We start from the raw sequence: 22,588 nt of genomic DNA, 5'->3' as shown, positions 1-22,588 counted from the left end.
AGAGCCCGCAGGACGCGGGCGAAAGGCGGGGCGGCACAGGATGTGCCATCCCCGGCGGTCCGTCAGGCAGAGGAATGGAGTGAAGGAACCGCGCAGCGGCGCGAGGACCGCCAGCCCCTGCGCGGCACCAGACTGCGTTATCACCTGTCGCTTAACTGACTGGCATTACGCCTGCCGGGCGCGTTTTTTTATGGCTTTTCAGGGGCCATTGCGTACATAATCGCCAGCCATGGCACCCGACTTGCATCTGTTGATTCTACCGCAGCCTGCCGCAACGGTTTGCTCACTCTTCTGGTATCACATAACAGGCATTATGATTACGCGTCGACGCTTTATTCTCGGCACGGGAGCGCTCGGGCTCTCCATGACCACTGGCAAAATATTTGCCCGCGATGACATTATTCCCCTCTGGCCGGACGATCCGCCCGGCGGCGGCGGCCCATCGGGCCAGTTGCATATTAACAGCACCGGTTCCTGGTCAAATATCGTCAGCCCGGCGATTCAGCGCTTTAAACCGGAAAATCCCAATGGCGAAGCGGTATTAATTGCAGCGGGTGGCGGTTATCGCTGGATCGGCATGGGACGCGAAGCCTGGCCGGTCGCGCGCTGGCTCAATGCCAATGGCTATACCGCCTATGTGCTCAGCTACCGGCTGCCGCATGAGAAGTGGCAGGCGGGGCGGCTGGCACCGCTGCAGGATGCGCAGCGTGCCATCCGGCTGGTGCGATCCTTTGAGCGCAAGGTGCATGTGCTGGGCTTCTCGGCAGGTGGGCATCTGCTGGGGCTGGCAGCGGCGCGACCGGACTTTGAATCCTATCCGGCCATCGATCCGCTGGATGAAGTGGTGCCCAAAGTCGACAGCGTGGGTCTGATCTATCCGGTCATCACCCTGGAAGCGCCTTATCAGCACACCAATACCCATCTGATGATGGTCGGCAAAAATGCCACGCCGCAGGATGAGGCGAACTGGTCAGTGCAGAACTACGTAACCCGGCAATATCCGCCGACGTTTCTGGCGCAGGCCGAGGACGATCACACCTCAAATCCGTTTAACACCGAGCTGATGCGCGACACCTGTCGCCGCAACCGCGTGCCGGTTGAGCTGATTCAGATCAGCAAAGGCGGGCATGGATTCGGTCTTGGCAAGGCGGGCAGCCCGGCAGCCCTGTGGGATCAGGCGTATGTGCGCTGGCTGGATCGCCTGAGCTGAGTTGCACTGGCGCGGTGCGTCGCTGCACGCCGTGGTCAGAAGATGGCGTTAATACGGATACAACAAAGACAGGCGACCTCGGTCGCCTGTTCTGTTTCTGAAGTGTGGTGCGGTTAACGCATTGTCAGTGCTTACTGCCACACCCAGAGTCTGGAATTTTTCTGCAACGCCTTTTGTAGTGTGGCATTCAAGCTCTTTCCTGAAAAATTAGTTTTTGTGACCATTTTTCCTGAAAAGAGTGTGGATTGAAGCTATTTTCCAGAAATTTTACTCCGGTGCTTCGCGAGGCTCAAAGCCCAAGTATTCGGTCTCTTCGCTAATGCGTTTTAAAGAGCAATCGCTTGGTATGTAAACGTACCTACTAGTGACTTCCATTAATTTTGCATCGTTGGCAAAACCCTGGCTGATCTGTTTTCTACCAAAACGAGAAAATACCAAAGATTTACCAAACTTAGATAGGTAACTATCTAAGGTGTCTTTCCTAATAAACAAAGAAGAATTTCTATCAATGTTATGACTAAACGCAGCCAAGTCTTGGTTTTCATCGAGCCATCCACTGTCTTGATCCCAGCTAAGGTTCATCTTCTCAATTAAATCAGGACAAGGCATATTAATGGAGCTTTGTTCAACATTGCTTGAGTAATCGTACTGCCACTCCCCACCTCTCAATAGTTGAATGCTAGAGAATAATCGCTGGTCATCTGAAATAGTCGTATCTTGTTCAGCAATACATTGCTTGAAAGTAGGGCTTCTAGGGTACTCCACCAAGTAGACACGGTAGCAGTGGTCATTACTATGATTGTGGAGTTCGAATGCTTCAGTGTTGCTAGGGTCAACAAAATAGCCGCTATAACTAGATATACCAAGGAAGCTTTCAGCGTCGAACGAGACGTCGTCCTCATCTCGTTTAGCGTGAACCTCTGAATAAAAACTCAAGTTAATCCAAGTTGTACTAATCTCGTCATTCAAGACAAGTACGTTGCTTGCAACGAAATAATCATCAGTCTGCAACCAATAGTCCACATTACTTTCTGGCAGCTCAAGCTCTTGTATTATTAGGTTTCTAAGAGGGTACTTTTGCTTTGATGACAAATCTCTTATGTCTGATATATCAACTTTTCTAAGTTCTAACGACCAGAATCTATCAGAGGTCAATTGTGGCTCCCAACGAGATTGGACCGGTGCTACATTGGCAGCTAACAGACCTATCAATCGGTGAAAAGCAATCCAATAACATTTCTTGCCGATGGTTTCTGCATAGCCGGGCTTTGCTCTTCCTCTTCCATATTTATGAAGAGTTGCCAAGTCATGCTTGAGGGCTCCATTACCATATCCGGGATAGCCGATATATTTGGCTTCTCTCATAACCCAGCAGGAGATATTCTCAAGAGTTATGTTCTGTGATTGTAAGTCAAAGGCTCTAAGTCTTGGTTCAACTACATAGCGCCAAAAGTCAGGACCTAATTTATCACCCCATAGGCGCATGTTTGAGGGCAAATTTTCTAGTGTAAGCAAGGTCTGCACATCGCTTAGAATAGGCCATGTTAATGGTAGAGAAGGAGTTAAATATTGATTTGATATTCTGTCTTCTTCAATCCCTAGTTTCACAAGCTCCTGTCTCAATAGCTGGGAATGCTCGCGAATTAAAATGTTATTTGAACTACTATTTGCTCTAATATATCTATTTAATGGCTGTACGAAGTTCTCAACTGACTCAGGTGAAAGCAAGCAGGACGTATACATAGCCAGAATCAAGCTTTCAAGTATGTAGTCGTCGTCACACCCAGTAAACGTGTTTACTGCATGCAGGCATATCACAGGGTATTGTTTAAAAAGCAAGCCAAGGCATCTTGTTGCTTGATCTCTGACTCGTCGATCCGTAGCTGAACAACACCAAAGTAAAGCCGAGGATGCTAATTTATAACTTTCTTCGGGCCAATTGGTTGCTTCTATTTTTTCCAAAGCTTCAATTAGAAACCAAATTGCACCTTTTTTATTATATGACTCTGATAAGGCGACAGAAAGGTAGGTATCTCTTGATGGAGAGTCTTGTTTCCATTGAAAATCTTTGAACCAACTTTCTGCGTTAAGATAATGACTTGGAACTATAGATAGTTGGAATAGGCTTTCAAAAACAGCCTGCCACAATCCGCCCGTTCTTAATGCCCGAAACATATGTTCTTTAATGGCAGGGGTAACACTTTGCTTTGAACGCCAAGTTAGTGACTTTACAAAAAGGCTATGTGCTAAATCGTTGTCTAAGCCCAGGCGGTTATCAGTGATTTCGATACCGATCTCTTCAGGGAGAATGCTTGCAAGAGCTTCTAAAACGCCATTCTCCATATCTGTTAAAATCGCCAGCTTTTCTGCAAGGATTGATAGATCACTATTGCCAGTTTCTTGATAGGATTGAACTATTGAAGATGCGCGCAGCATATCTCCAAACCTCTGATAACCAAACCTAATAAGAAAATCTTCATCGTTAGTTGCTGATAAAATTAGCAGTTGCTCTTTAACTAGCTCATCAATAAACCTTTCTGGAAGTAGCTCATTACCTAGAATAGGTTTAATTGTATTTACGGCAGTTTCCCAATTTATGGTTTGGGTTTCTGAATGAGCTAGAAAATCAGACAATTTGCTCATTACCGCTCTAACGATATTTTTAGGACTAACATAGTCTAATCGCTCTCTCAATGAGTCATCGATTTGCTTGAGGTGTTTAGAGAAAATGGTTGAGAAGCCACTTGTCGATACGTCAAGAGAACAAGAGTCCTCCGACTTGTGAGTTTTGAAGACTAAATGTAGAAGTAATGGGTTTCGTAGCTCATCTGTAAAAATAGGTGTTATCTCACTTTCAACATTGTAGCGTTGAGAGAATGAGGAGAGGACATCGTGAAAATTCCTAGTGAATCCAATATGACTATATGCATAGCCAGGGAATCGTTCATCAACAACTAAATTGGCATATATATCGCGACTAGACACAACAATCTTGATACGAGGATATTCATTTAGTTGTTGGATAATTTCTGGCAGTTTGTTTTTCCACTTTCTTGCCTTTGCTCCTTCGTTTAACGCATCGATAGCAATAACAAAAGAATAGTTATTGGCTTGAGCACTTGCTTGAAGACAAGATAGTAATTTGTCTCGACCAACATCGGCTCCAAAGCCTAGTTTGCTTCTTACTACATCCCAAGGTTCCGCGTTATCAAAATCTTCCCCAAATAGCACCAGAGTATGAGCGCCTTTGTCGAGCCTTCTCTTCGCAAAACTTACGATAGAATGTGTCTTGCCTGCACCTGCCGGACCGGTTAGTAGGAAAGAGCGAGCATGGCAGGACTGAATCAAAGGGCTATTGAGACAAATTTCAATATCTTTTATCGAAGCAAGTAATTCCCTTGAGGTATCTAGGTTCTCAGCAGGGAATACACACATATATTCAGCTTGGAATTGTCTAAATGAAGGCGTATCACTACCTTCACCGTGTTCCGCAAAAAACTTTTTCTCTTGCTGTTTTACAGCATTTTCACAGAGCGGCTTAAGTGATCTTATGATATCTAAAGTTGAACAAATAACTGTTTGGTCAATAATGCTGTGCTTACTAGAATTTTTATCTAAAAGTACTTTTAGTAGCTGTATCGCTTGCACTCTCTCGATTTCAGGTGTCTGAGAAAATACCTTTTCTGAATATTGAGCTTTTGTCCTGAAATTGAGTTTTAATGGTTTCCAAATATTAACTAGCCACTGCTTAAAATCATAAATCTCCCCAAATGAATCTAAAGCATCATGGGCTTCGGTAATTATATCTAAATCACTGCAATACCTTGGACCAGCGAAGGCTGCTGCTGAGTCAATACAGTTTTGTATCTTCTGAGATGTTAATGTGTTTTCGTTAAACCAGTAGGCTACAAAACCACCACTTTTGTCTATTTCTAATATCTGCTGTCTAGATACTTCAGCCGTAACCAGTTTTATATGAAGATTCGGTTTTTGCGTTTTGATGTCATCGCACCATTCTTCAAACTTTTCAACTTCACTTTTCCCTCTTTTTCCTTCTGCGGCTTTGCCTGTTAGATCAAATGGTATGTAAATCCAATATTCAGATAATGTTGGATGGTTTTTTAATGCAGTGGTTAATGATTTCTTGATCTGGCCAAATTCACTACTTCCAAGCTTAAAAAAGTATTTTGCTTGAATTCCTAGAATATCGCCTGTAGGGGTTTTGTAATACGCTTCTACTCCCCCGTCACCACCATCGCCTCGCAAACTAAAGAACGACGAACCTTGTGGTGATTTACAATGTGCTTGAAAAAGTTGAATCGCGAGCGATTCAAAACTGTCATTTTTACTCTTAGGTGTAGATCGAATTTGATTGAAGTCTATCGTTGCCAAAATAATCCCTCATTACGCAGCTATAGGTATGCGGATGGTCAATGTTACCTCATATCTTAAAGCCGTGATGTGAACCGTCTGGTAAGTCAACATGAAGGTGGAGCTTTCCTCCACCTGATCCAACAATTTGTTTCAACTGGTGTAGGCCGTCGACCGTACAGCTATCAATTTGGAAACCTGCATCAGCACCGATACGCTTTAGTAGCTCCATCAGACGAAGCTGAATCAACTGCTTCGAGGCTATCTCTTCGGCGGCGTAAACGACCTCTTGAGGCTGCTCTGCAATGATGTCTTCAAGTTTTCTACCCATCTTCTCTGCCTTTGAGGTTAAGCAGGAAAACTTTCACATGTGAAAGTTTTCCTAGCTCTGTTTGTTTTGCTAGTTTAGCCAGCAAAGGGCAGTAAAACTAGTTCAGGTATACAATCACTTGACCAGCTCCCCGTTGATTAATACATCGCGATGTTAGTAATGTCTTCATAAGTCACATGAGGACATCCCCATGAAGAAGCGTTTTTCCGACGAACAGATCATCAGTATTCTTCGCGAGGCCGAAGCCGGAGTTTCTGCCCGGGAACTCTGCCGTAAGCACGCCATTTCCGACGCCACGTTTTATACCTGGCGTAAGAAGTATGGCGGTATGGTGGAGGTGCCTGAGGTTAAGCGCCTGAAGTCACTTGAGGAAGAGAACGTCAGACTCAAGAAGCTGCTCGCCGAGGCCATGCTGGATAAGGAGGCGCTTCAGGTGGCTCTTGGGCGAAAGCACTGACGACAGACCAGAAGCGCGAAGTCGTGGTGTTGATGTTTGATGCGACCGGTCTGTCGCAACGTCGAGCCTGCAGGCTGACTGGTTTGTCCCTGTCGACCTGCCGCTATGACGCTCAGCGTCCGGCGGCTGATGCCAATTTATCAGGGCGCATTACTGAACTGGCACTGGAGCGCAGGCGTTTTGGCTACCGCCGCATATGGCAGTTACTGCGCCGTGCAGGGCTTCTGGTTAATCACAAGCGCGTGTACCGCCTTTATCATCTGAACGGGCTGGGTGTTAAACGCAGGCGTCGTCGTAAAGGGCTTGCAACAGAACGTCTGCCGCTGCTCCGCCCGGCGGCGCCCAACATGACCTGGTCGATGGATTTCGTTATGGATGCGCTGGCTACCGGTCGCAGGATCAAGTGCCTTACCTGCGTCGATGACTTCACAAAGGAATGCCTGACGGTCACTGTTGCCTTCGGGATTCCAGGCGTGCAGGTCACGCGTATTCTGGACAGCATTGCGCTGTTTCGCGGCTATCCGGCTACGATAAGAACCGATCAGGGCCCGGAGTTTACCTGCCGCGCGCTCGATCAGTGGGCCTTTGAGCATGGAGTAGAGCTGCGACTTATCCAGCCCGGCAAGCCGACACAGAACGGATTTATTGAGAGCTTTAACGGACGCTTTCGCGATGAATGCCTGAATGAACACTGGTTCAGCGACGTCAGTCATGCCAGGAAAACCATCAGCGAATGGCGTCAGGATTATAACGAATGTCGCCCGCACTCCACGCTGAATTATCAGACGCCGTCTGAATTTGCAGCGAGCTGGAGAAAGGGTAATTCTGAGAGTAAAGGTTCTGACATTACTAACTGACGGTTGTATCTAATCCCGGGGGCAGGTCAATTCCCTTGGGGGAAGACATTGGAGAACATACTGGTAGATTAGGCCTACGTTCATTGGTTCTGCCCTCGCAAGAAGCCGTTCCATGAAGAGGTCTCTTTCTAGCTTTTCAATATCATCACTAATCTTGTCCAAGTTGTTTCCCCGGATATAGTCCAAGACCCTCTTTGTATTCGGATTAGGCTGCATCGATTCAATTACTGCCAGTGGTGTTTGAGGCATGTTACTTAGAACCGACATTTTCAAACTTCTTAGACTACGTGCTTTGGCTAAAGCATACTCACTTCGTTTTCGCAGGTAGAAGGAGTACAACTCAGGGATGCTGGCAAAGTCAGGGGAGCCAATCCTCAAAATATCTTCGATGGTTTGAGGGTTCTGTTCCGCCAGCTTCTTGATAGCCGCTGGGATGGATGTGTCGCGTTTCCCACTCTTGGTGCCATCGCTTTCAATCCTGAGTTGGTTTAGGGCATCTGCGGCAAGGGCATTTGCTACTGCGTCAATACATATCTCCATGTCTTGAAATGCGATCGGTTCTGTTCCTTTGGACACCCAACTTCCGTTTAACTCTCGCAATGGGTTTGGCAATGGTAGCCTCATGCATAAAGCGGCCACCAGTTTATATTGTTGTGATGTAGCAGTAATTTGAAGGGCAGATGGATCTTTTTCGTTGGCTTCCAACTTGGCAAATGAGGCTGTATCGAAAGTGCCGGTAACCTTGCCTTTCAGATAGTTGTTCAACGCAGCGAAGTGTGTGACTGACGCAATCTGGCTGTACTTTAATATCTTCAGGCTTGGGGAGTCGGTGTCTTTCGTTCGATCCTTCAGAAAAGGAGAGATCCAGTCAGAGTTAGCGTGATTTGTTAATTTTTTAATGCAAATGTCGAGGCATTTTATCAGTCTTCGAATTTTATCTGGCTGGTAGAACAACATGTTTGCATAAAGCTCCGAGAGGTACCCACCGTATTCTTCACTAAAGGCAAAATCTTTTCTCGGGTAAAACACTCTGAGGTCTGTAGACCAAATATCACTCTCAGCGGCCAACTGGCGAATGAAGCTAGGACTTGCTTTATGCAGATGAGCAAGTAAATAAATGCACCTCAGCATATCGTCGTGGTGTGGCTTGTCAGCGTCAGTCTCTGTGCCTTTCTTTATGTACACTTGCTTCCAGCCTTGCTTCTTTTTGGTAGTACCGAGAATCGGGTTTAAATACCTGTTCAGTGCTGATTCATTAAAGTTTTTCCAAAAGCCAGTTCCCGAATCAAGATCATCCAAGCACTCAAGCTCTTTCTGCAAACCGGCGAAAGTTAGAGGTGCCGAGCCAGTAATAGAGGGCTTTAGGAAGTCATAGTCTGATAGTTGCTCAAAAAACTCAGACGGTTGGTTACGTAGATGAATCTCATATGGGAGAAGATAACCTTCTCCATTATCTATAGGTTTGTAGTTCCCTGCATGCCTTCTACGGAGTGAGTCTTTGTTTGTAATTTCCAGTTTTTCCTTGACTGTTTCTTTCACAAAAACCTCGCTTATCAATTTTTTCGGCTTTTTGGTGACCGACCTAGAAGTAATCTAACCATGTCGATTAGGGGCACTATTTTGCATCACTTTAACCGCTCCTCAATATGGCAACTTAATGAAATTTGTAACTAATGCAATGGAATAGGGTATGTCTAAAGAAAAGAACAAAGCTCAAAAAGTTATCAATAAAGCTGCAGATACGGCGACGGATAGTATCGAAGCTATTATGCCAGCCACTACCAAAGCTGGCGGCGTAGTGAACCGTGTCGCATCGCTGGATAAAGCAGGTGTAGATCATGAAGTGATTGCCCTTCAGATGACAAAAAACTCTGCGCGAGGAAACAAGTACGAGAAAGAGGAAATTCCAACGCTCGTGAAGGTCTACGAAGACTGTAAGACCCGCGTCCCTCTGAGCGCGAAGTCGGCCAGGACACTTGTACAAGACCAGGAAAAATACGGTAGTCAGCAAAAAGGGGAAGAAGAGAATGTAGACGGTAACGTCTCGCCATCTCCCTCAGTATGAGGAGCTCTTGAAAGAGATGTATAAAATAGATGCTAAGAAAAGGCGCCACAGGTGCCTTTTTTCGCTCATACCATCAATTGTTCCAATGGTCTCATCAAGTTGAAAACATTCCTCTGTCAAAGAATGACCGTGGTTTTCTAAGAAGGAATGGGGCGCAAACGTTTTATAGTTGATTGCGTATCGATGAGCCAGTAAAGGCCAGAGAACGATGCTCTGGCCTCTCAGTTTTTCTACAGTACAAACGTGTGTAGGTGGGTTTTCGACATTAACCCCTCATAGTAACAAACTCTTCCGCTGCGGTTGGGTGGATCGCGACAGTGTTATCGAAGTCTTTCTTGGTGGCACCCATTTTCAGTGCCACGGCGAAGCCCTGCAGCATCTCATCCATGCCGAATCCGATACCGTGAATGCCGACAATCTTCTCATCTGCACCCACACAGACCAGCTTCATGCGACACGGCTGACGATGCTGGGTTACCGCAGTGTACATGGCGGTAAATGACGATTTATAAACCTTCACCTGGTCGTCGCCATACTGTTCCCGTGCCTGCGGTTCGGTCAGTCCCACGGTACCAATCGGCGGATGACTGAACACCACCGTCGGAATATTGCTGTAATCCAGATGCTCGTCCGGTTTGTTGTTAAACAGACGCTCAGAGAGACGACGGCCCGCCGCGACCGCAACCGGCGTCAGCTCAACCGCACCGGTGTTGTCGCCCACGGCGTAGATGCCTGACACATTGGTGTTCTGGAATTTATCGACTTTGATGTAGCCTTTGTCGTCCAGCGCGACGCCAGCGGCGTCAATATTCAGGGTATCGTTGGCGGGCTCACGGCCAATCGCCCAGACCAGACAATCCACGGTATATTCGCTGCCGTTTTCCAGCTGCAGCGTCAGACTGCCATCGCCGTTTTTAATCACAGCTTTTGGAATAGATTCGGTGTGCAGCGCCGGGCCTTCGCTGTTCATCACTTCGACCAGCGTTTCGGTAAGCAGCGGATCGAAGCTGCGCAGCGGCGCGTGTTTACGGACGAACAGGTGCGTTTCCGATCCCAGCGCGTTAACCACGCCAGCCAGCTCAACCGCAATGTAGCCTGCGCCGATGACCGCAGTGCGTTTTGGCAGCGCGTCCAGCTCAAAGAAACCGTCGGAATCAATGCCGTACTCTGCACCCGGAATAGAAGGGTGGACCGGACGACCGCCGGTGGCGATCAGAATATGGTTAGCCGTGATAATCTCGCCGTTGACTTCAACGCTGTGCGCATCGACAAAGCGGGCAAAGCCTTTGATCACTTCAACTTTGTTTTTACCCAGCACGTTGTCATAGGAGTTGTGGATGCGATCAATGTAGGCGCTGCGGTTTTTCACCAGTGTGGCCCAGTCGAAGCGATTCACGGTGGTGTCGAAGCCATAATCCGGTCCGTAGAGATGGATCGCTTCGGCGATTTGCGCGGCATGCCACATGATTTTCTTCGGCACGCAGCCCACGTTCACGCAGGTGCCGCCCAGCTCTTTCGCTTCAATCAGGGCACATTTCTGGCCATACATAGCCGCACGGTTAATTGAGGCGATGCCGCCACTGCCGCCGCCAATGGCGAGATAGTCGAAATGTCGGGTCATTGAAGTATCCATCCGGTTGCATAAAAAATTGGGGTTGAGTGTAACGCTGCGGGTCGAAATGACGCAAAGTTTGCGCCTATGATTGTAATAGGGTTCTGTTTTTTCACTCGCTTACAGGGAAGCATACCATGCACCTTACTTTTCTCGGCACCGGCGGCGGTGCTCCCAGCCTGCAACGTAACGTCACGTCTATTGCTTTTACCCGCGCGCTGAGTGGTGAAACCTGGCTGTTCGACTGCGGGGAAGGCACACAATTACAGTTTATGCGCTCCAGCCTCAAACCGGGCAAGCTGGATAAGATTTTTATCACCCATCTGCATGGCGATCATATTTTCGGGCTGCCGGGATTACTCACCAGCCGGTCAATGGCCGGGCTGACCACACCGATGACGGTCTATGGCCCCAGGGGATTAAAAACCTTTGTTGAGACGGCGCTGTCGATCAGCGGCTCCTACACCGACTACCCGCTGACCATCGTTGAGATTGAGGCGGGCTGGACGCTGGACGACGGTGAGTTTCGTATCAGCGCCTGGCCGCTGAGCCATCCGGTGGAGTGTTTTGGCTATCGCATTGAACAGCATGACAAACCCGGTCTGCTGGATGCTGCGCGGCTGAAAGCGGAAGGGGTGCCACGCGGCCCGTGGTTTCAGCAGCTGAAGCAGGGTGAATGCGTGACGCTGGAAGATGGGCGGGTAATCAACGGTGCTGACTATCTTGGCCCCGCGACACCCGGCAAAACGCTGGCCATCTTTGGCGATACGGCACCTACTGAGGTCGCGCTGCAACTGGCGGCCAATGTTGATGTGATGGTGCATGAAACCACGCTGGAGGCCGCGATGGTGGAAAAAGCCAACGGGCGCGGGCACTCCACCACACTGCAGGCCGCCGAAGTGGCAAAACGCGCCGGGGCAAAACGGCTGATCGCCACCCATTTCAGTTCACGCTATCTGGCAAAAGACATGAACCGCCTGCTGGCGGAGTGCCAGACGATTTTTCCCTGCACCGAGCTGGCCTGGGATCTGGCGGTTTTTAACCTCTAATGATGCAGTGCGGGATAAGTGAAAAACAGCAGATGGGTCAGATTAAGGCCAAAATGCAGGGCGGTCGCCAGCCATAAGCGGCCGCTCCAGTGCCACGCCAGCCCATATAACAGCCCGGCCAGGGTGGCGAAGATCACCAGCAACAGGCCGCCGCTCAGATGCACCAGACCAAACAGCAGCGCGCTCAGTAACAGCGCCGGGATGCCGCCCACTACCTGCTTTAATCGCTGCTGCAGATAGCCACGAAACAGGGCCTCTTCCGCCAGCGAAACAAAGAACAGGTTGGCGAGCATAAATGGGCCCAGCCAGTCCGGCGTATGTTGCTCAAACGCTAATCCGCCCAGTAATAGCGCGCAGTACAGCAGCAGCGGAATGGCGGCGATCAGCGCCAGTGCGGCGGGTAGTCGATAGCGTGGTGGCGTGGCAGGCGCGCGAAACAGCGTCGGCAGGCAGGCCAGCAGTACAAAAGGAATAAGCGCTTTATCAAAGTTAAACCCGAAGCTGAAAGGCACGCTGTGCGGTCCGGCCTGCACATCCTCTGCCTTAAGGGGATTATTAAAGCCTGGAAAAAGATGGAGGAGCAACCCGATGGCGATCAGCACCAGCAGCGCTTCGGTCACTATTTGTCGTCGATGATGGTCACGGTCATAAATACGGAGTGCCACCACAGCGGCGGTGCCGGTAAACAGCAGAAGCACCGGCCACGCTAACACGTCCTGATAAAAACCCAGCAGTGTGGCGAGCGCCAGTAATAATAATGCCAGCCGTCGGGCCGGTTGCAGCGCGGCCAGCGCGCCAGCCAGTATGATCCACATGGTAAAGACCTGGTACAACGCCGCCGCACCGGTAGTGAGCGGCGTAGAAGACAAAGAGAGTTATTCGGGTACGATCTGGTTAACCGCATAGTGGCCGGTACCCGTCGGAACCAGTTTCTGGTGCAGCCACGGCAGCAGGGTATTCATCTGCTGGGCCAGCTTCCACGGCGGGTTAATCACGATCATGCCGGAGGCGGTCATGCCGCGCTGATCGCTGTCCGGACGGGCCGCCAGTTCGATTTGCAGAATATTGCGAATGCCGGTCGCTTCCAGGTCGCGCAGCATATGTTTGATCTGCTGGCGTAAAACCACCGGATACCACAACGCAAAGACGCCGGTGCCAAAACGTTTATGGCCTTCCTGAATCCCTTTCACCACTGCCTGGTAGTCGCTTTTCATCTCATACGGCGGATCGATCAGCACCAGACCGCGACGTGACGGCGGTGGCAGTTTCGATTTTAACTGCTGATAACCGTCGGCACGATCGACGCGGGCACGGTTGTCTTTGCTGAATTCGTTACGCAGCAGCGGATAGTCGCTGGAGTGCAGCTCAGTGAGTTGCAGTTTGTCATCTTCACGCAGCAGATGGCGGGCAATTAGCGGCGAGCCGGGATAATAACGCAACGTCCCGTTACGGTTTAATGCACGAATCGCATCAAAATAGGGTTGCAGCAATTCCGGCGCATCGGGCTGCTGCCAGATACGTGAGATGCCTTCCAGATATTCACCGGTACGCTCGGCGTGCTCGCCGCTAAGCTGATAGCGGCCTGCTCCCGCATGGGTATCCAGGTAGAAAAACGGTTTCTCTTTCTCTTTCAGCGCCGTGATGATCAGGCTCAGAACGGTGTGCTTCAGCACGTCGGCGTGGTTGCCAGCATGGAAGCTATGGCGATAACTCAGCATTGTTTATCCTGTTGAATGTATAAGGTTTTAATTGATGGAAAATCAATTTATACCAATTATTACCTCACGTATTACCCACAGAACGACGCACAGCAACCGACGCAGGAAAAGCATGAGAATCCGCGATTATATCAGGGATGACCTGTTGATGGGCCAGAAGCGTGATAACAAATCGGGATTACCGCGAGCCGCTCAGGGCGGGGCGTGTGGTTCTCGGCACGCAGTCACGGAAAGCGACCGCAAATCCTCCCCGACGTGCCAGCCAGCATCATGTGCATGAGATAAAAGCGTGCATCTTCCGTGCTGCTATTCGCGCGTTTCTTCCCCACCTCATCCTGGCTGCCATTGATTTTCGCTACACTAAGCCGCATGTTACTTAGATTGCGTTGCGCGACCCGCTGCGCCCCATACATCTATAAAGGACTGCGCTATGACCAATCCGCTACTGACATCTTTTACGCTACCCCCTTTTTCTGCCATTAAGCCTGAACATGTGGTGCCTGCCGTGACGGAAGTGCTGAGCCACTGTCGCGCAGAAGTCGAAAAAGTCGTGGCGCAGGGTGCGCCGTATACCTGGGATAATCTGGTTCAGCCGCTGGCGGAAACTGACGATCGCCTGAGCCGTATCTTCTCACCGGTCAGCCACCTTAATGCGGTGAAAAACAGCCCGGAGCTGCGTGAAGCCTATGAGCAGACGCTGCCGCTGCTCTCTGAATACAGCACCTGGGTTGGTCAGCATGAAGGGCTCTATCAGGCGTATCGCAACCTGAAAGAGGGCGATCAGTACGCTGCACTGGATCTGGCGCAGAAGAAAGCTGTCGATAATGCCCTGCGTGATTTCGAACTCTCCGGCATCGGCCTGCCAAAAGATAAACAGCAGCGCTACGGCGAAATCGCCGCGCGCCTCTCTGAGCTGGGTTCGGCTTACAGCAACAACGTGCTTGATGCCACCATGGGCTGGAGCAAGCTGATTACCGATGAAAGCGAGCTGGCCGGTATGCCGGAAAGCGCGCTGGCGGCGGCGAAAGCACAGGCTGAAGCCAAAGAGCAGGAAGGCTGGCTGCTGACGCTGGATATCCCAAGCTATCTGCCGGTCATGACCTACTGCGACAACGCTGCGCTGCGTGAAGAGATGTATCGCGCCTATGCGACGCGCGCCTCTGATCAGGGTCCGAACGCCGGTAAGTGGGATAACGGCCCAATCATGGCGGAAGAGCTGGCGCTGCGTCACGAGCTGGCACAGCTGCTGGGCTTCGACTCCTACGCCGATAAATCGCTGGCGACCAAAATGGCGCAAAGCCCGTCCCAGGTAATCGACTTCCTTAATGACCTGGCGGAACGCGCCCGTCCGCAGGGTGAAAAAGAGCTGGAGCAGCTGCGCGCCTTTGCCCGTAAAGAGCACGGCGTGACCGAGCTTAATCCGTGGGATCTCACCTATTACGGTGAAAAGCAGAAGCAGCATCTCTACACCATCAGCGATGAGCAACTGCGCCCTTACTTCCCGGAAGAGCGTGCGGTCGCCGGTCTGTTTGAAGTGGTGAAACGCATTTACGGCATCACGGCGAAGCAGCGTAACGACGTTGAGGTTTATCATCCTGACGTGAAGTTCTTCGATCTGTTCGATGAAACCGGCGAACTGCGCGGCAGCTTCTATCTCGATCTCTACGCCCGCGAACATAAACGTGGCGGTGCCTGGATGGATGACTGCGTCGGCCAGATGCGTAAAGCCGATGGCAGCCTGCAGAAGCCGGTTGCCTACCTGACCTGTAACTTTAACCGTCCGGTGAAAGGCAAACCTGCGCTGTTCACCCATGATGAAGTGATCACCCTGTTCCATGAGTTTGGTCACGGCCTGCATCACATGCTGACCCGTATCGAAGCGCCTGGCGTCTCCGGTATCAGCGGTGTGCCATGGGATGCAGTGGAACTGCCAAGCCAGTTCATGGAGAACTGGTGCTGGGAACCGGATGCGCTGGCCTTTATCTCGGGCCACTTTGAAACCGGCGAACCGCTGCCGAAAGAGCTGCTGGATAAAATGCTGGCGGCGAAGAACTATCAGGCTGCGCTGTTTATCCTGCGTCAGCTGGAGTTCGGCCTGTTCGATTTCCGCCTGCATACCGAGTTTAATCCGGAGAAAGGTGCTCAGATTCTGGAAACCCTGCGCGAAGTAAAAAGCCGCGTGGCAGTGGTTCCGGGTCCGGAATGGGGCCGTTTCCCGCACGCTTTCAGCCACATCTTTGCCGGTGGCTATGCGGCGGGTTACTACAGCTATCTGTGGGCAGACGTGCTGGCGGCGGATGCTTACTCCCGCTTCGAGGAAGAGGGCATCTTCAACCGTGAAACCGGTCAGTCCTTCCTGGATAACATCCTGACGCGTGGCGGTTCTGAAGAGCCGATGGAGCTGTTCAAACGCTTCCGTGGCCGTGAACCGAAGCTCGATGCGATGCTGGAACATTACGGCATTCAGGGATAAGTCGGTTCGTGAAAATCTGTTTGCTCGATGAATCAGGCGCCGGAGACGGCGCCTTATCACGTTTAGCGCAGCGCTGGCAGCTGGAGCACGATGAAGACGCACTGCTGGCGCTGGTGCAGACCCCGACGCACCTTGAACTGCGCAAGCGTGATGAGCCAAAGCTGGGCGGCATTTTTGTTGATTTCGTCACTGGCGCGATGGCCCATCGCCGTCGCTTCGGCGGTGGACGCGGCGAAGCCGTCGCCAAAGCGGTCGGCATCAAAGGCGGTTATCTGCCGGATGTGGTCGATGCCACCGCCGGGCTGGGACGAGATGCGTTTGTACTGGCGGCGCTGGGCTGCCGGGTGCGAATGCTGGAGCGTCATCCGGTTGTCGCTGCGCTGCTGGAAGATGGATTGCAGCGCGGGTATCAGGATGCGGAAATTGGCCCCTGGCTGCGCGATCGGCTGACGCTGATTCATGCGGCCAGCGCGCAGGCGCTGGGGGATATCACGCCGCCGCCGGATGTGGTCTATCTCGATCCGATGTATCCCCATCGCCAGAAAAGTGCGCTGGTGAAAAAGGAGATGCGGGTGTTTCAGTCGCTGGTGGGGCCGGATGAAGATGCTGACGCATTACTGGAACCCGCTCGCCGGCTGGCGAAGAAACGCATCGTGGTTAAACGGCCAGACTATGCACCGCCGCTGGCGGGTATTGTGACGCAGGCGGCCGTGGTAACCAAAAGCCATCGCTTTGATATTTACCCACCGCTTTAAAGCATAAAAAAGCCGGCTCTGCGCCGGCTTTAATCATTTATACGGCGAAATTACGCCTCGTCTTCATCGCGCAGCGGCACAATCAGCATGTCGATATGCACGGTGTTGATCAGCTGACGGGCTGAGGACATCAGCTTGCTCCAGAAATCCTGATGATGACCACATACCACCAGGTCAACGTCATATTTTCTGATCGCGTCAACCAGTACCTGGCCGAGGTCGCCACTGCCGCTCAGCGTCTCACTGATCGGGTAGCCTGCCGCATCTGACAACCCTTTCAGCGCCGCATGCGTCTCTTCAGAGATACGCTTCTGCATATCCCCTAAGTTGACATCAATCAGGCCGGTGTAAAGGTCGGAGTAATTGACATCAACGTGAATCAGGGAAATTCTGGCATCGTACGGACGAGCCAGCGAGACGGCCTTATCCACCAGCAACTGGCTTTCGGGAGAAAGGTCTACTGCAATCAGGATATGTTTATAAGCCATGATAAAACTCCTTTCACGAGGTTAAGGATGGCATCCGGTGTTCCTGCCGCGTCACAGCTTAGCGAAATCCCTTGCGCGAGCGGGCGATGAGCGCCACCAAAGTGTCTACCTGCATTGCAGGTGATGATGTTGTTATGTCCTCAGTATAGCCTTCTCCCACTGTAAATGCTGCCGTTGCCGCCTGGCTTATGAATAAGATCAAGGCTATGCCAGATTTACTCGCGCTGAACGAAAATCATCGTTGGAAAAAATGTAAAGATTTCTCCTACACTGAAAAAAGGCGGTCCGATTCGCAACCGCTCAGGGGGTCGAAAAACTTTCGCAGTCCGGTGATTCAGTGGCTGGTTATTTCTGCAGGTGGACTCAGTGTCTGACGCTGGGCCTGTTGCTGCGATTCCAGCCGGGAGGGGGAGAATATGATCAGCACTATTGCGCTTTTTTGGGCGCTTTGCGTGGTGTGTATCGTGAATATGGCGCGCTATTTTTCATCCCTGCGCGCTCTGCTGGCGGTCTTACGCGGTTGTGATCCGCTGCTGTATCAGTATGTCGATGGGGCGGGTTTTTTCACCTCTCATGGTCAGCCGAGCAAGCAGGTGCGGCTGGTCACTTATATCTGGGCAAAGCGCTATCTTGATCATCACGACGATGAGTTTATCCGGCGCTGCGAGCGGGTGCGTGGGCAGTTTATGCTGACCAGTGCGCTGTGCGGACTGGTGGTCATCAGTCTGGTGGCGCTGGCGATCTGGCATTAAAAAAGGGCGACTTGCGTCGCCCTTTTTTTTGCTGGCATCACACCAGTTTTAAGGCAATCCAGTAGAGCGAACCTGACAGCAGAATACAGACCGGCAGGGTGAAGATCCACGCCATGGCGATGTTCTTGATGGTCCGGCTCTGCAGCCCGCCACCGTCGACCAGCATGGTACCGGCAACCGATGAGGAGAGGATATGCGTGGTGGAGACGGGCATGCCGGTATAGCTGGCGACGCCAATCGACAGCGCTGCTGTCACCTGTGCTGACATTCCCTGCGCATAGGTCATGCCTTTTTTACCAATCTTCTCACCAATGGTGGTGGCAACACGACGCCAGCCAATCATGGTGCCGATGCCCAGCGCCAGCGCGACGGCCACAATAATCCAGATAGGCGCATACTCGATGGTGCCAAGCAGGTCGCTTTTCAGCTTATTGAGGAAGCGTTTGTCATCTGGCGAGGTTTCCTGCAGACGAGCCGCTTTATCAGCGGTATCGGAGATACACAGCAGCAGACGACGCATCTGACCGCGCTGATCAACCGTCAGCTGATCGTAGCTCTGCAGGTTATTCAGCAACACCTGCGCACCCTGTACCGCCTGTAATGCGCGCGCGCTGTCACAGTGGAACTCCTGCGGGCTGGTTGCTGGCACTTCTTCCGGCGTGGGCAGCTTAGGCGGTGCCATCTGGATAATATGGGTCAGCGAGGCGTTATGCTGCTGATAATACTGCTCCAGGTGATTGACCGCATCGCGGGTTCGCGTGATGTCGTAACCGGAGGCATTCATATTCACCACGAAACCGGCAGGTGCCACGCCAATCAGAACCAGCATGATCAGGCCGATCCCTTTCTGACCGTCATTCGCACCGTGGGAGTAACTCACGCCAATTGCCGAAACAATCAGGGCGATACGGGTCCAGAACGGCGGCTTTTTCTTGCCGTCGATCTTCTCACGGTCAGCAGGCGTCATATGAATACGCGCACGCTTTTTGGTATTGCTCCAGTAGCGACGCAGTATAAAGATTAAGCCGCCCGCCATCACCAGGCCGACAATCGGCGACAGGATCAGAGAAAGGAAGATGTTCAGCACTTTCGGGATGTTGAGCGCATCAACCACCGAGGTTCCGCTCATCAGGGCGTTGGTCAGACCGATACCGATAATGGCGCCGATCAGCGTATGGGAGCTGGAGGCTGGCAGACCGAGATACCAGGTGCCGAGGTTCCAGATAATCGCCGCCAGCAGCATAGAAAACACCATGGCGAGACCGTGAGCCGATCCAACGTTTAACAACAGATCGGTGGGAAGCATATGAACAATAGCGTAAGCGACACTCAATCCACCGAGCAGCACGCCAAGGAAGTTAAATACACCCGCCATGACCACAGCAAGCTGGGCACGCATGGCACGCGTATAGATGACCGTCGCAACTGCGTTGGCCGTGTCGTGGAAACCGTTGATCGCTTCGTAAAACAATACAAACAGCAGGGCAAGAACCAATAACAGGCTAGTACTGAGGTCTAGACCAGCAAACAGATGTAGCATAAACGTTACGCCATTTTTGGAGGACATGAACGCGGCGCATTATCCGCGACAACGTGCTGTATGGGAAAGGAAAATATAGCGCTAATTTAACCTTTCGATGTAAGGCGTAAGGGTAACTCAGAGAAAAAGGGTTAGATATTAGACAGATACAATATGACACATTTGCGGCATTTTTTTGACGCTGGCGTCTCAGTGAGCAGATCACTACAATCTGCGCCTTTCCAGTTAAGTGAGCGAGTCGTAGTGGAACAGTTTGACGTTATCATCATTGGTGCCGGTGCCGCAGGGCTGTTCTGCGCCGCCCAGGCCGGGCAGCGGGGACGCCGCGTGTTACTGCTGGATAACGGCAAAAAGCCGGGACGTAAAATTCTGATGTCTGGCGGTGGCCGCTGCAACTTCACCAATCTCTACACCGAACCGGCGGCGTATCTGTCGCACAATCCTCATTTCTGTAAATCGGCGCTGGCGCGTTATACCCAGTGGGATTTTATCGATCTGGTTAATCGCCACGGCATCGCCTGGCACGAGAAAACCCTGGGCCAGCTCTTCTGCGACGACTCCGCCCAGCAGATTGTCGATCTGCTGCTGGCCGAATGTGACAAGGGCAATGTCACCCTGCGGCTGCGCAGTGAAGTGCTCAGCGTGGCGCGCGATGAAAGCGGCTATACCCTGCAACTTAACGGCAGCACGGTTCAGGCGGAGAAGCTGGTCATCGCCAGCGGCGGTCTGTCGATGCCAGGCCTGGGCGCCACGCCGTTTGGCTATAAAATAGCGGAGCAGTTCGGGCTGAGCGTCTTCCCGACGCGGGCGGCGCTGGTGCCCTTTACCCTGCACAAACCGCTGCTGGAGCAGTTGCAGACGCTGTCAGGCGTCGCGCTGGAGACCACTATCGATGCGCAGGATGGCACCCGCTTCAAAGAGGCGATGCTGTTTACCCACCGCGGTCTTTCCGGCCCTGCGGTGTTACAAATCTCCAGCTACTGGCTACCCGGAGAATTCGTCACCATCGATCTGTCGCCTGCCACGCCGCTTGAGGCGTTTCTGACGGCGCAGCGTGAAGCACACCCTAATCTCAGCCTGAAGAACAGCCTGGCGAAAATCCTGCCGAAGCGTCTGGTGGAAGTATTACAGGCGCTGAAGGTGGTGCCGGATATCACTCTGAAGCAACTTAACAGCAAACAGCAAACCGAGCTGGCGCAGACGCTGCACGCCTGGCGCATTCAGCCAAACGGTACCGAGGGATATCGAACTGCTGAAGTGACACTGGGCGGCGTGGATACCACACAGCTCTCCTCGAAAACGATGGAGGCGCGTGCGGTGCCGGGACTTTACTTTATTGGTGAAGTGGCTGATGTCACCGGCTGGCTGGGCGGCTATAACTTCCAGTGGGCGTGGAGTTCCGCCTGGGCCTGCGCCCAGGCGTTGTAAGGCGCTTACCAGCGCTGATGCACGTGAGGCGCGATCTTCTCCTGATAGATCTGCTTCAGCGCCGCCATCGTATCTGCAGAGAGCGCATCGACATCGCTGGCGCGGGCATTGGCTTCAGCCTGTTCGCGGTTTTTCGCGCCAGGGATCACTACGCTGACATCTTCGTTCATCAGGATCCAGCGCAGGGCAAACATCGCCATGGTGGTGTCGCCAGTGACAAAGCGGCGAATCTCTTCAACCGCCTCCAGCGCCACCTCATAAGGTACGCCGGAAAAGGTCTCGCCTTTATCGAACGCTTCGCCATTACGATTAAAGGTGCGGTGGTCGTCAGCGGCAAACACGCTGTCGGCACGCATTTTGCCGGTCAGCAGGCCCGACGCCAGCGGCACACGGGCGATGATCGCCACATCACGGCGTTTCGCTTCACGCAGCAGCAGTTCAGCCGGACGCTGGCGGAAAATGTTGTAGATCAGCTGAATTGACGAGACGTTTGGAAACTCCAGTGCCTTCAGACCTTCTTCAACTTTCTCAACGGAGACACCGTAGTGACGGATTTTTCCGGCAGCGACCATCTCATCCATCACCGCAAAGACGTCCGGGTTGTAGTAGACCTCGGTCGGCGGGCAATGCAGCTGCACTAAATCCAGCGTGTCGGTTTGCAGGTTCTCGCGTGAACGGTCAATAAAGGCGTTGAGGTTTTCAGCATTGTAACCTTCAGCCACATGTGGCGAGAGGCGACGCCCCAGCTTGGTGGCGACAAACGGACGTTCACCGCCGCGCTGATTCAGCACCTCTGCGATGATTTTTTCGGAACGGCCATCGCCATAGACATCGGCGGTATCAATAAAGGTGATGCCCGCATCCAGCGCAGCATTCAGCGCGGCTTTGGCATCCTCCATGCTCACTTCCCCCCAGGTTCCGCCAATGGCCCATGCGCCAAAGCCAATTTCGGAGACGCGCTGACCGGTACGGCCCAGTGTTCGTAGTTTCATGCAAACATTCCTCGATGCGTTTCAGACAGGGTGACAGAAAGCGGCTAACCAATGAGCTTAGCGCTTCCTGGCAGAGAGGCGATGTGACGTCGTTGCAGACCTGCACGGTAAAAATACGATGCTGCTACGCCATGCTGCTGGTTACGTTGAAGATTTCAGCGGAAAACGGCATGGGCAAGGTGACTACCGCTTCGCTAATTAATTGATTTTAAGAAATTTCACCCGAAATTAAACAGGCGAGAGTGTGGATTCGGTCACATACTTCAATTTTAAGGCCAACAAGTGGATCGCTATGTTTAAATTTGTTAAGTCGGTCTTTGCCAGTCCGGATAAGTTTCTGCAGATCATGACCCGTCAGGATATCAACGACTCGATCGCTGAAGGTGAGCGTATCATTATTGATGAAAACGGCAATATCTCGGTCAACACGCTGAGCGAGGAAGTCCATGAAGATTTTGCCCGCCACGTGAATACGTTAAAGGGAGTGTGA

The 22,588-nt window shown here is 51.8% G+C and carries 18 protein-coding genes; 9 read left to right on the top strand and 9 right to left on the bottom strand.

The genetic code is table 11. From position 1 onward, the window contains the following. Nucleotides 1-313: 313 nt before the first annotated feature. Entirely contained in the window at nucleotides 314-1,210 is an 897-nt protein-coding gene (locus HFD94_RS17480; RefSeq protein WP_167433324.1) for an alpha/beta hydrolase, read from the top strand. A gap of 267 nt (nucleotides 1,211-1,477) precedes the next feature. Here HFD94_RS17480 and HFD94_RS17475 read toward each other — a convergent pair whose 3' ends face one another. Then, nucleotides 1,478-5,602: an ATP-binding protein gene (locus HFD94_RS17475; protein WP_167433323.1), complete on the bottom strand. Its 4,125-nt coding sequence runs from the start codon at nucleotides 5,600-5,602 to the stop codon at nucleotides 1,478-1,480. 49 nt (nucleotides 5,603-5,651) lie between these two features. Next, entirely contained in the window at nucleotides 5,652-5,912 is a 261-nt protein-coding gene (locus tag HFD94_RS17470; protein WP_167433322.1) for a hypothetical protein, read from the bottom strand. 190 nt (nucleotides 5,913-6,102) lie between these two features. On the opposite strand from HFD94_RS17470, the gene HFD94_RS17465 reads away from it, so the two are divergent. Continuing rightward, nucleotides 6,103-7,226, top strand: a protein-coding gene (locus tag HFD94_RS17465; RefSeq protein ID WP_167433321.1) for an IS3 family transposase whose coding sequence is annotated in 2 segments (ribosomal slippage) — nucleotides 6,103-6,364 and nucleotides 6,364-7,226 — 1,125 coding nt in all. Because the reading frame shifts where the segments join, the coding sequence is not laid out codon by codon here. 9 nt (nucleotides 7,227-7,235) lie between these two features. Here the strand turns inward: HFD94_RS17465 and HFD94_RS17460 are convergent. Next, a complete protein-coding gene (locus HFD94_RS17460; protein WP_167433320.1) occupies nucleotides 7,236-8,765 on the bottom strand; it encodes a hypothetical protein in 1,530 nt (509 codons plus the stop codon). Between the two features lie 151 nt (nucleotides 8,766-8,916). On the opposite strand from HFD94_RS17460, the gene HFD94_RS17455 reads away from it, so the two are divergent. Next, a complete protein-coding gene (locus HFD94_RS17455) occupies nucleotides 8,917-9,291 on the top strand; it encodes a hypothetical protein (RefSeq protein WP_167433319.1) in 375 nt (124 codons plus the stop codon). A 265-nt stretch (nucleotides 9,292-9,556) separates the two neighbouring features. Here HFD94_RS17455 and gorA read toward each other — a convergent pair whose 3' ends face one another. Next, complete coding sequence (gene gorA / locus HFD94_RS17450) at nucleotides 9,557-10,912, bottom strand: glutathione-disulfide reductase (protein ID WP_167433318.1); 1,356 nt, start codon at nucleotides 10,910-10,912, stop codon at nucleotides 9,557-9,559. A 128-nt stretch (nucleotides 10,913-11,040) separates the two neighbouring features. Here gorA and rnz point away from each other — a divergent pair, with 128 nt between their 5' ends. Further along, nucleotides 11,041-11,952 carry a ribonuclease Z gene (gene rnz / locus HFD94_RS17445; protein ID WP_022623987.1) on the top strand — a complete coding sequence of 304 codons (912 nt, stop codon included), beginning with the start codon at nucleotides 11,041-11,043 and terminating at the stop codon, nucleotides 11,950-11,952. On the opposite strand, the gene HFD94_RS17440 is transcribed toward rnz, so the two are convergent. Together HFD94_RS17440 and HFD94_RS17435 are read right to left on the bottom strand one after the other, a co-directional pair. Continuing rightward, nucleotides 11,949-12,767, bottom strand: a complete 819-nt coding sequence (locus HFD94_RS17440; RefSeq protein WP_167433325.1) for a CPBP family intramembrane glutamic endopeptidase — start codon at nucleotides 12,765-12,767, stop codon at nucleotides 11,949-11,951. The genes rnz and HFD94_RS17440 overlap by 4 nt on opposite strands. A gap of 60 nt (nucleotides 12,768-12,827) precedes the next feature. Then, nucleotides 12,828-13,670, bottom strand: coding sequence for a 23S rRNA (adenine(2030)-N(6))-methyltransferase RlmJ (locus tag HFD94_RS17435; RefSeq protein ID WP_033768001.1), 843 nt, complete (start codon nucleotides 13,668-13,670; stop codon nucleotides 12,828-12,830). Between the two features lie 430 nt (nucleotides 13,671-14,100). Here HFD94_RS17435 and prlC point away from each other — a divergent pair, with 430 nt between their 5' ends. Then, nucleotides 14,101-16,143, top strand: coding sequence for an oligopeptidase A (gene prlC, locus HFD94_RS17430; RefSeq protein ID WP_010253402.1), 2,043 nt, complete (start codon nucleotides 14,101-14,103; stop codon nucleotides 16,141-16,143). An 8-nt stretch (nucleotides 16,144-16,151) separates the two neighbouring features. Continuing rightward, nucleotides 16,152-16,898, top strand: a complete 747-nt coding sequence (rsmJ, locus tag HFD94_RS17425; protein WP_010253398.1) for a 16S rRNA (guanine(1516)-N(2))-methyltransferase RsmJ — start codon at nucleotides 16,152-16,154, stop codon at nucleotides 16,896-16,898. Nucleotides 16,899-16,948: 50 nt separating this feature from the next. Here the strand turns inward: rsmJ and uspA are convergent, their stop codons facing one another. Further along, entirely contained in the window at nucleotides 16,949-17,386 is a 438-nt protein-coding gene (gene uspA, locus HFD94_RS17420; RefSeq protein WP_010253396.1) for a universal stress protein UspA, read from the bottom strand. 416 nt (nucleotides 17,387-17,802) lie between these two features. On the opposite strand from uspA, the gene uspB reads away from it, so the two are divergent. Next, the gene (gene uspB, locus HFD94_RS17415; RefSeq protein ID WP_010253393.1) at nucleotides 17,803-18,138 is read left to right on the top strand and encodes a universal stress protein UspB; all 336 of its coding nucleotides are present in this window, start codon (nucleotides 17,803-17,805) and stop codon (nucleotides 18,136-18,138) included. A 37-nt stretch (nucleotides 18,139-18,175) separates the two neighbouring features. Here uspB and pitA read toward each other — a convergent pair whose 3' ends face one another. Further along, nucleotides 18,176-19,678, bottom strand: coding sequence for an inorganic phosphate transporter PitA (gene pitA / locus HFD94_RS17410; RefSeq protein ID WP_010253391.1), 1,503 nt, complete (start codon nucleotides 19,676-19,678; stop codon nucleotides 18,176-18,178). A gap of 243 nt (nucleotides 19,679-19,921) precedes the next feature. Between pitA and HFD94_RS17405 the strand changes: the two genes are divergently transcribed. Continuing rightward, entirely contained in the window at nucleotides 19,922-21,106 is a 1,185-nt protein-coding gene (locus tag HFD94_RS17405) for an NAD(P)/FAD-dependent oxidoreductase (RefSeq protein WP_010671506.1), read from the top strand. A 5-nt stretch (nucleotides 21,107-21,111) separates the two neighbouring features. Here the strand turns inward: HFD94_RS17405 and HFD94_RS17400 are convergent, their stop codons facing one another. Next, nucleotides 21,112-22,098 carry an aldo/keto reductase gene (locus HFD94_RS17400; protein WP_010253389.1) on the bottom strand — a complete coding sequence of 329 codons (987 nt, stop codon included), beginning with the start codon at nucleotides 22,096-22,098 and terminating at the stop codon, nucleotides 21,112-21,114. A gap of 292 nt (nucleotides 22,099-22,390) precedes the next feature. Here HFD94_RS17400 and HFD94_RS17395 point away from each other — a divergent pair, with 292 nt between their 5' ends. Then, nucleotides 22,391-22,588, top strand: coding sequence for a hypothetical protein (locus HFD94_RS17395; protein ID WP_010253388.1), 198 nt, complete (start codon nucleotides 22,391-22,393; stop codon nucleotides 22,586-22,588).

Origin of the sequence: Pantoea sp. EKM20T, assembly GCF_011800485.1 — a bacterium.
GTDB classification, from domain to species: domain Bacteria; phylum Pseudomonadota; class Gammaproteobacteria; order Enterobacterales; family Enterobacteriaceae; genus Pantoea; species Pantoea agglomerans.
The sequence above is the reverse complement of the archived record's forward strand: the minus strand, read 5'-3'. Positions and strand labels throughout refer to the sequence as shown.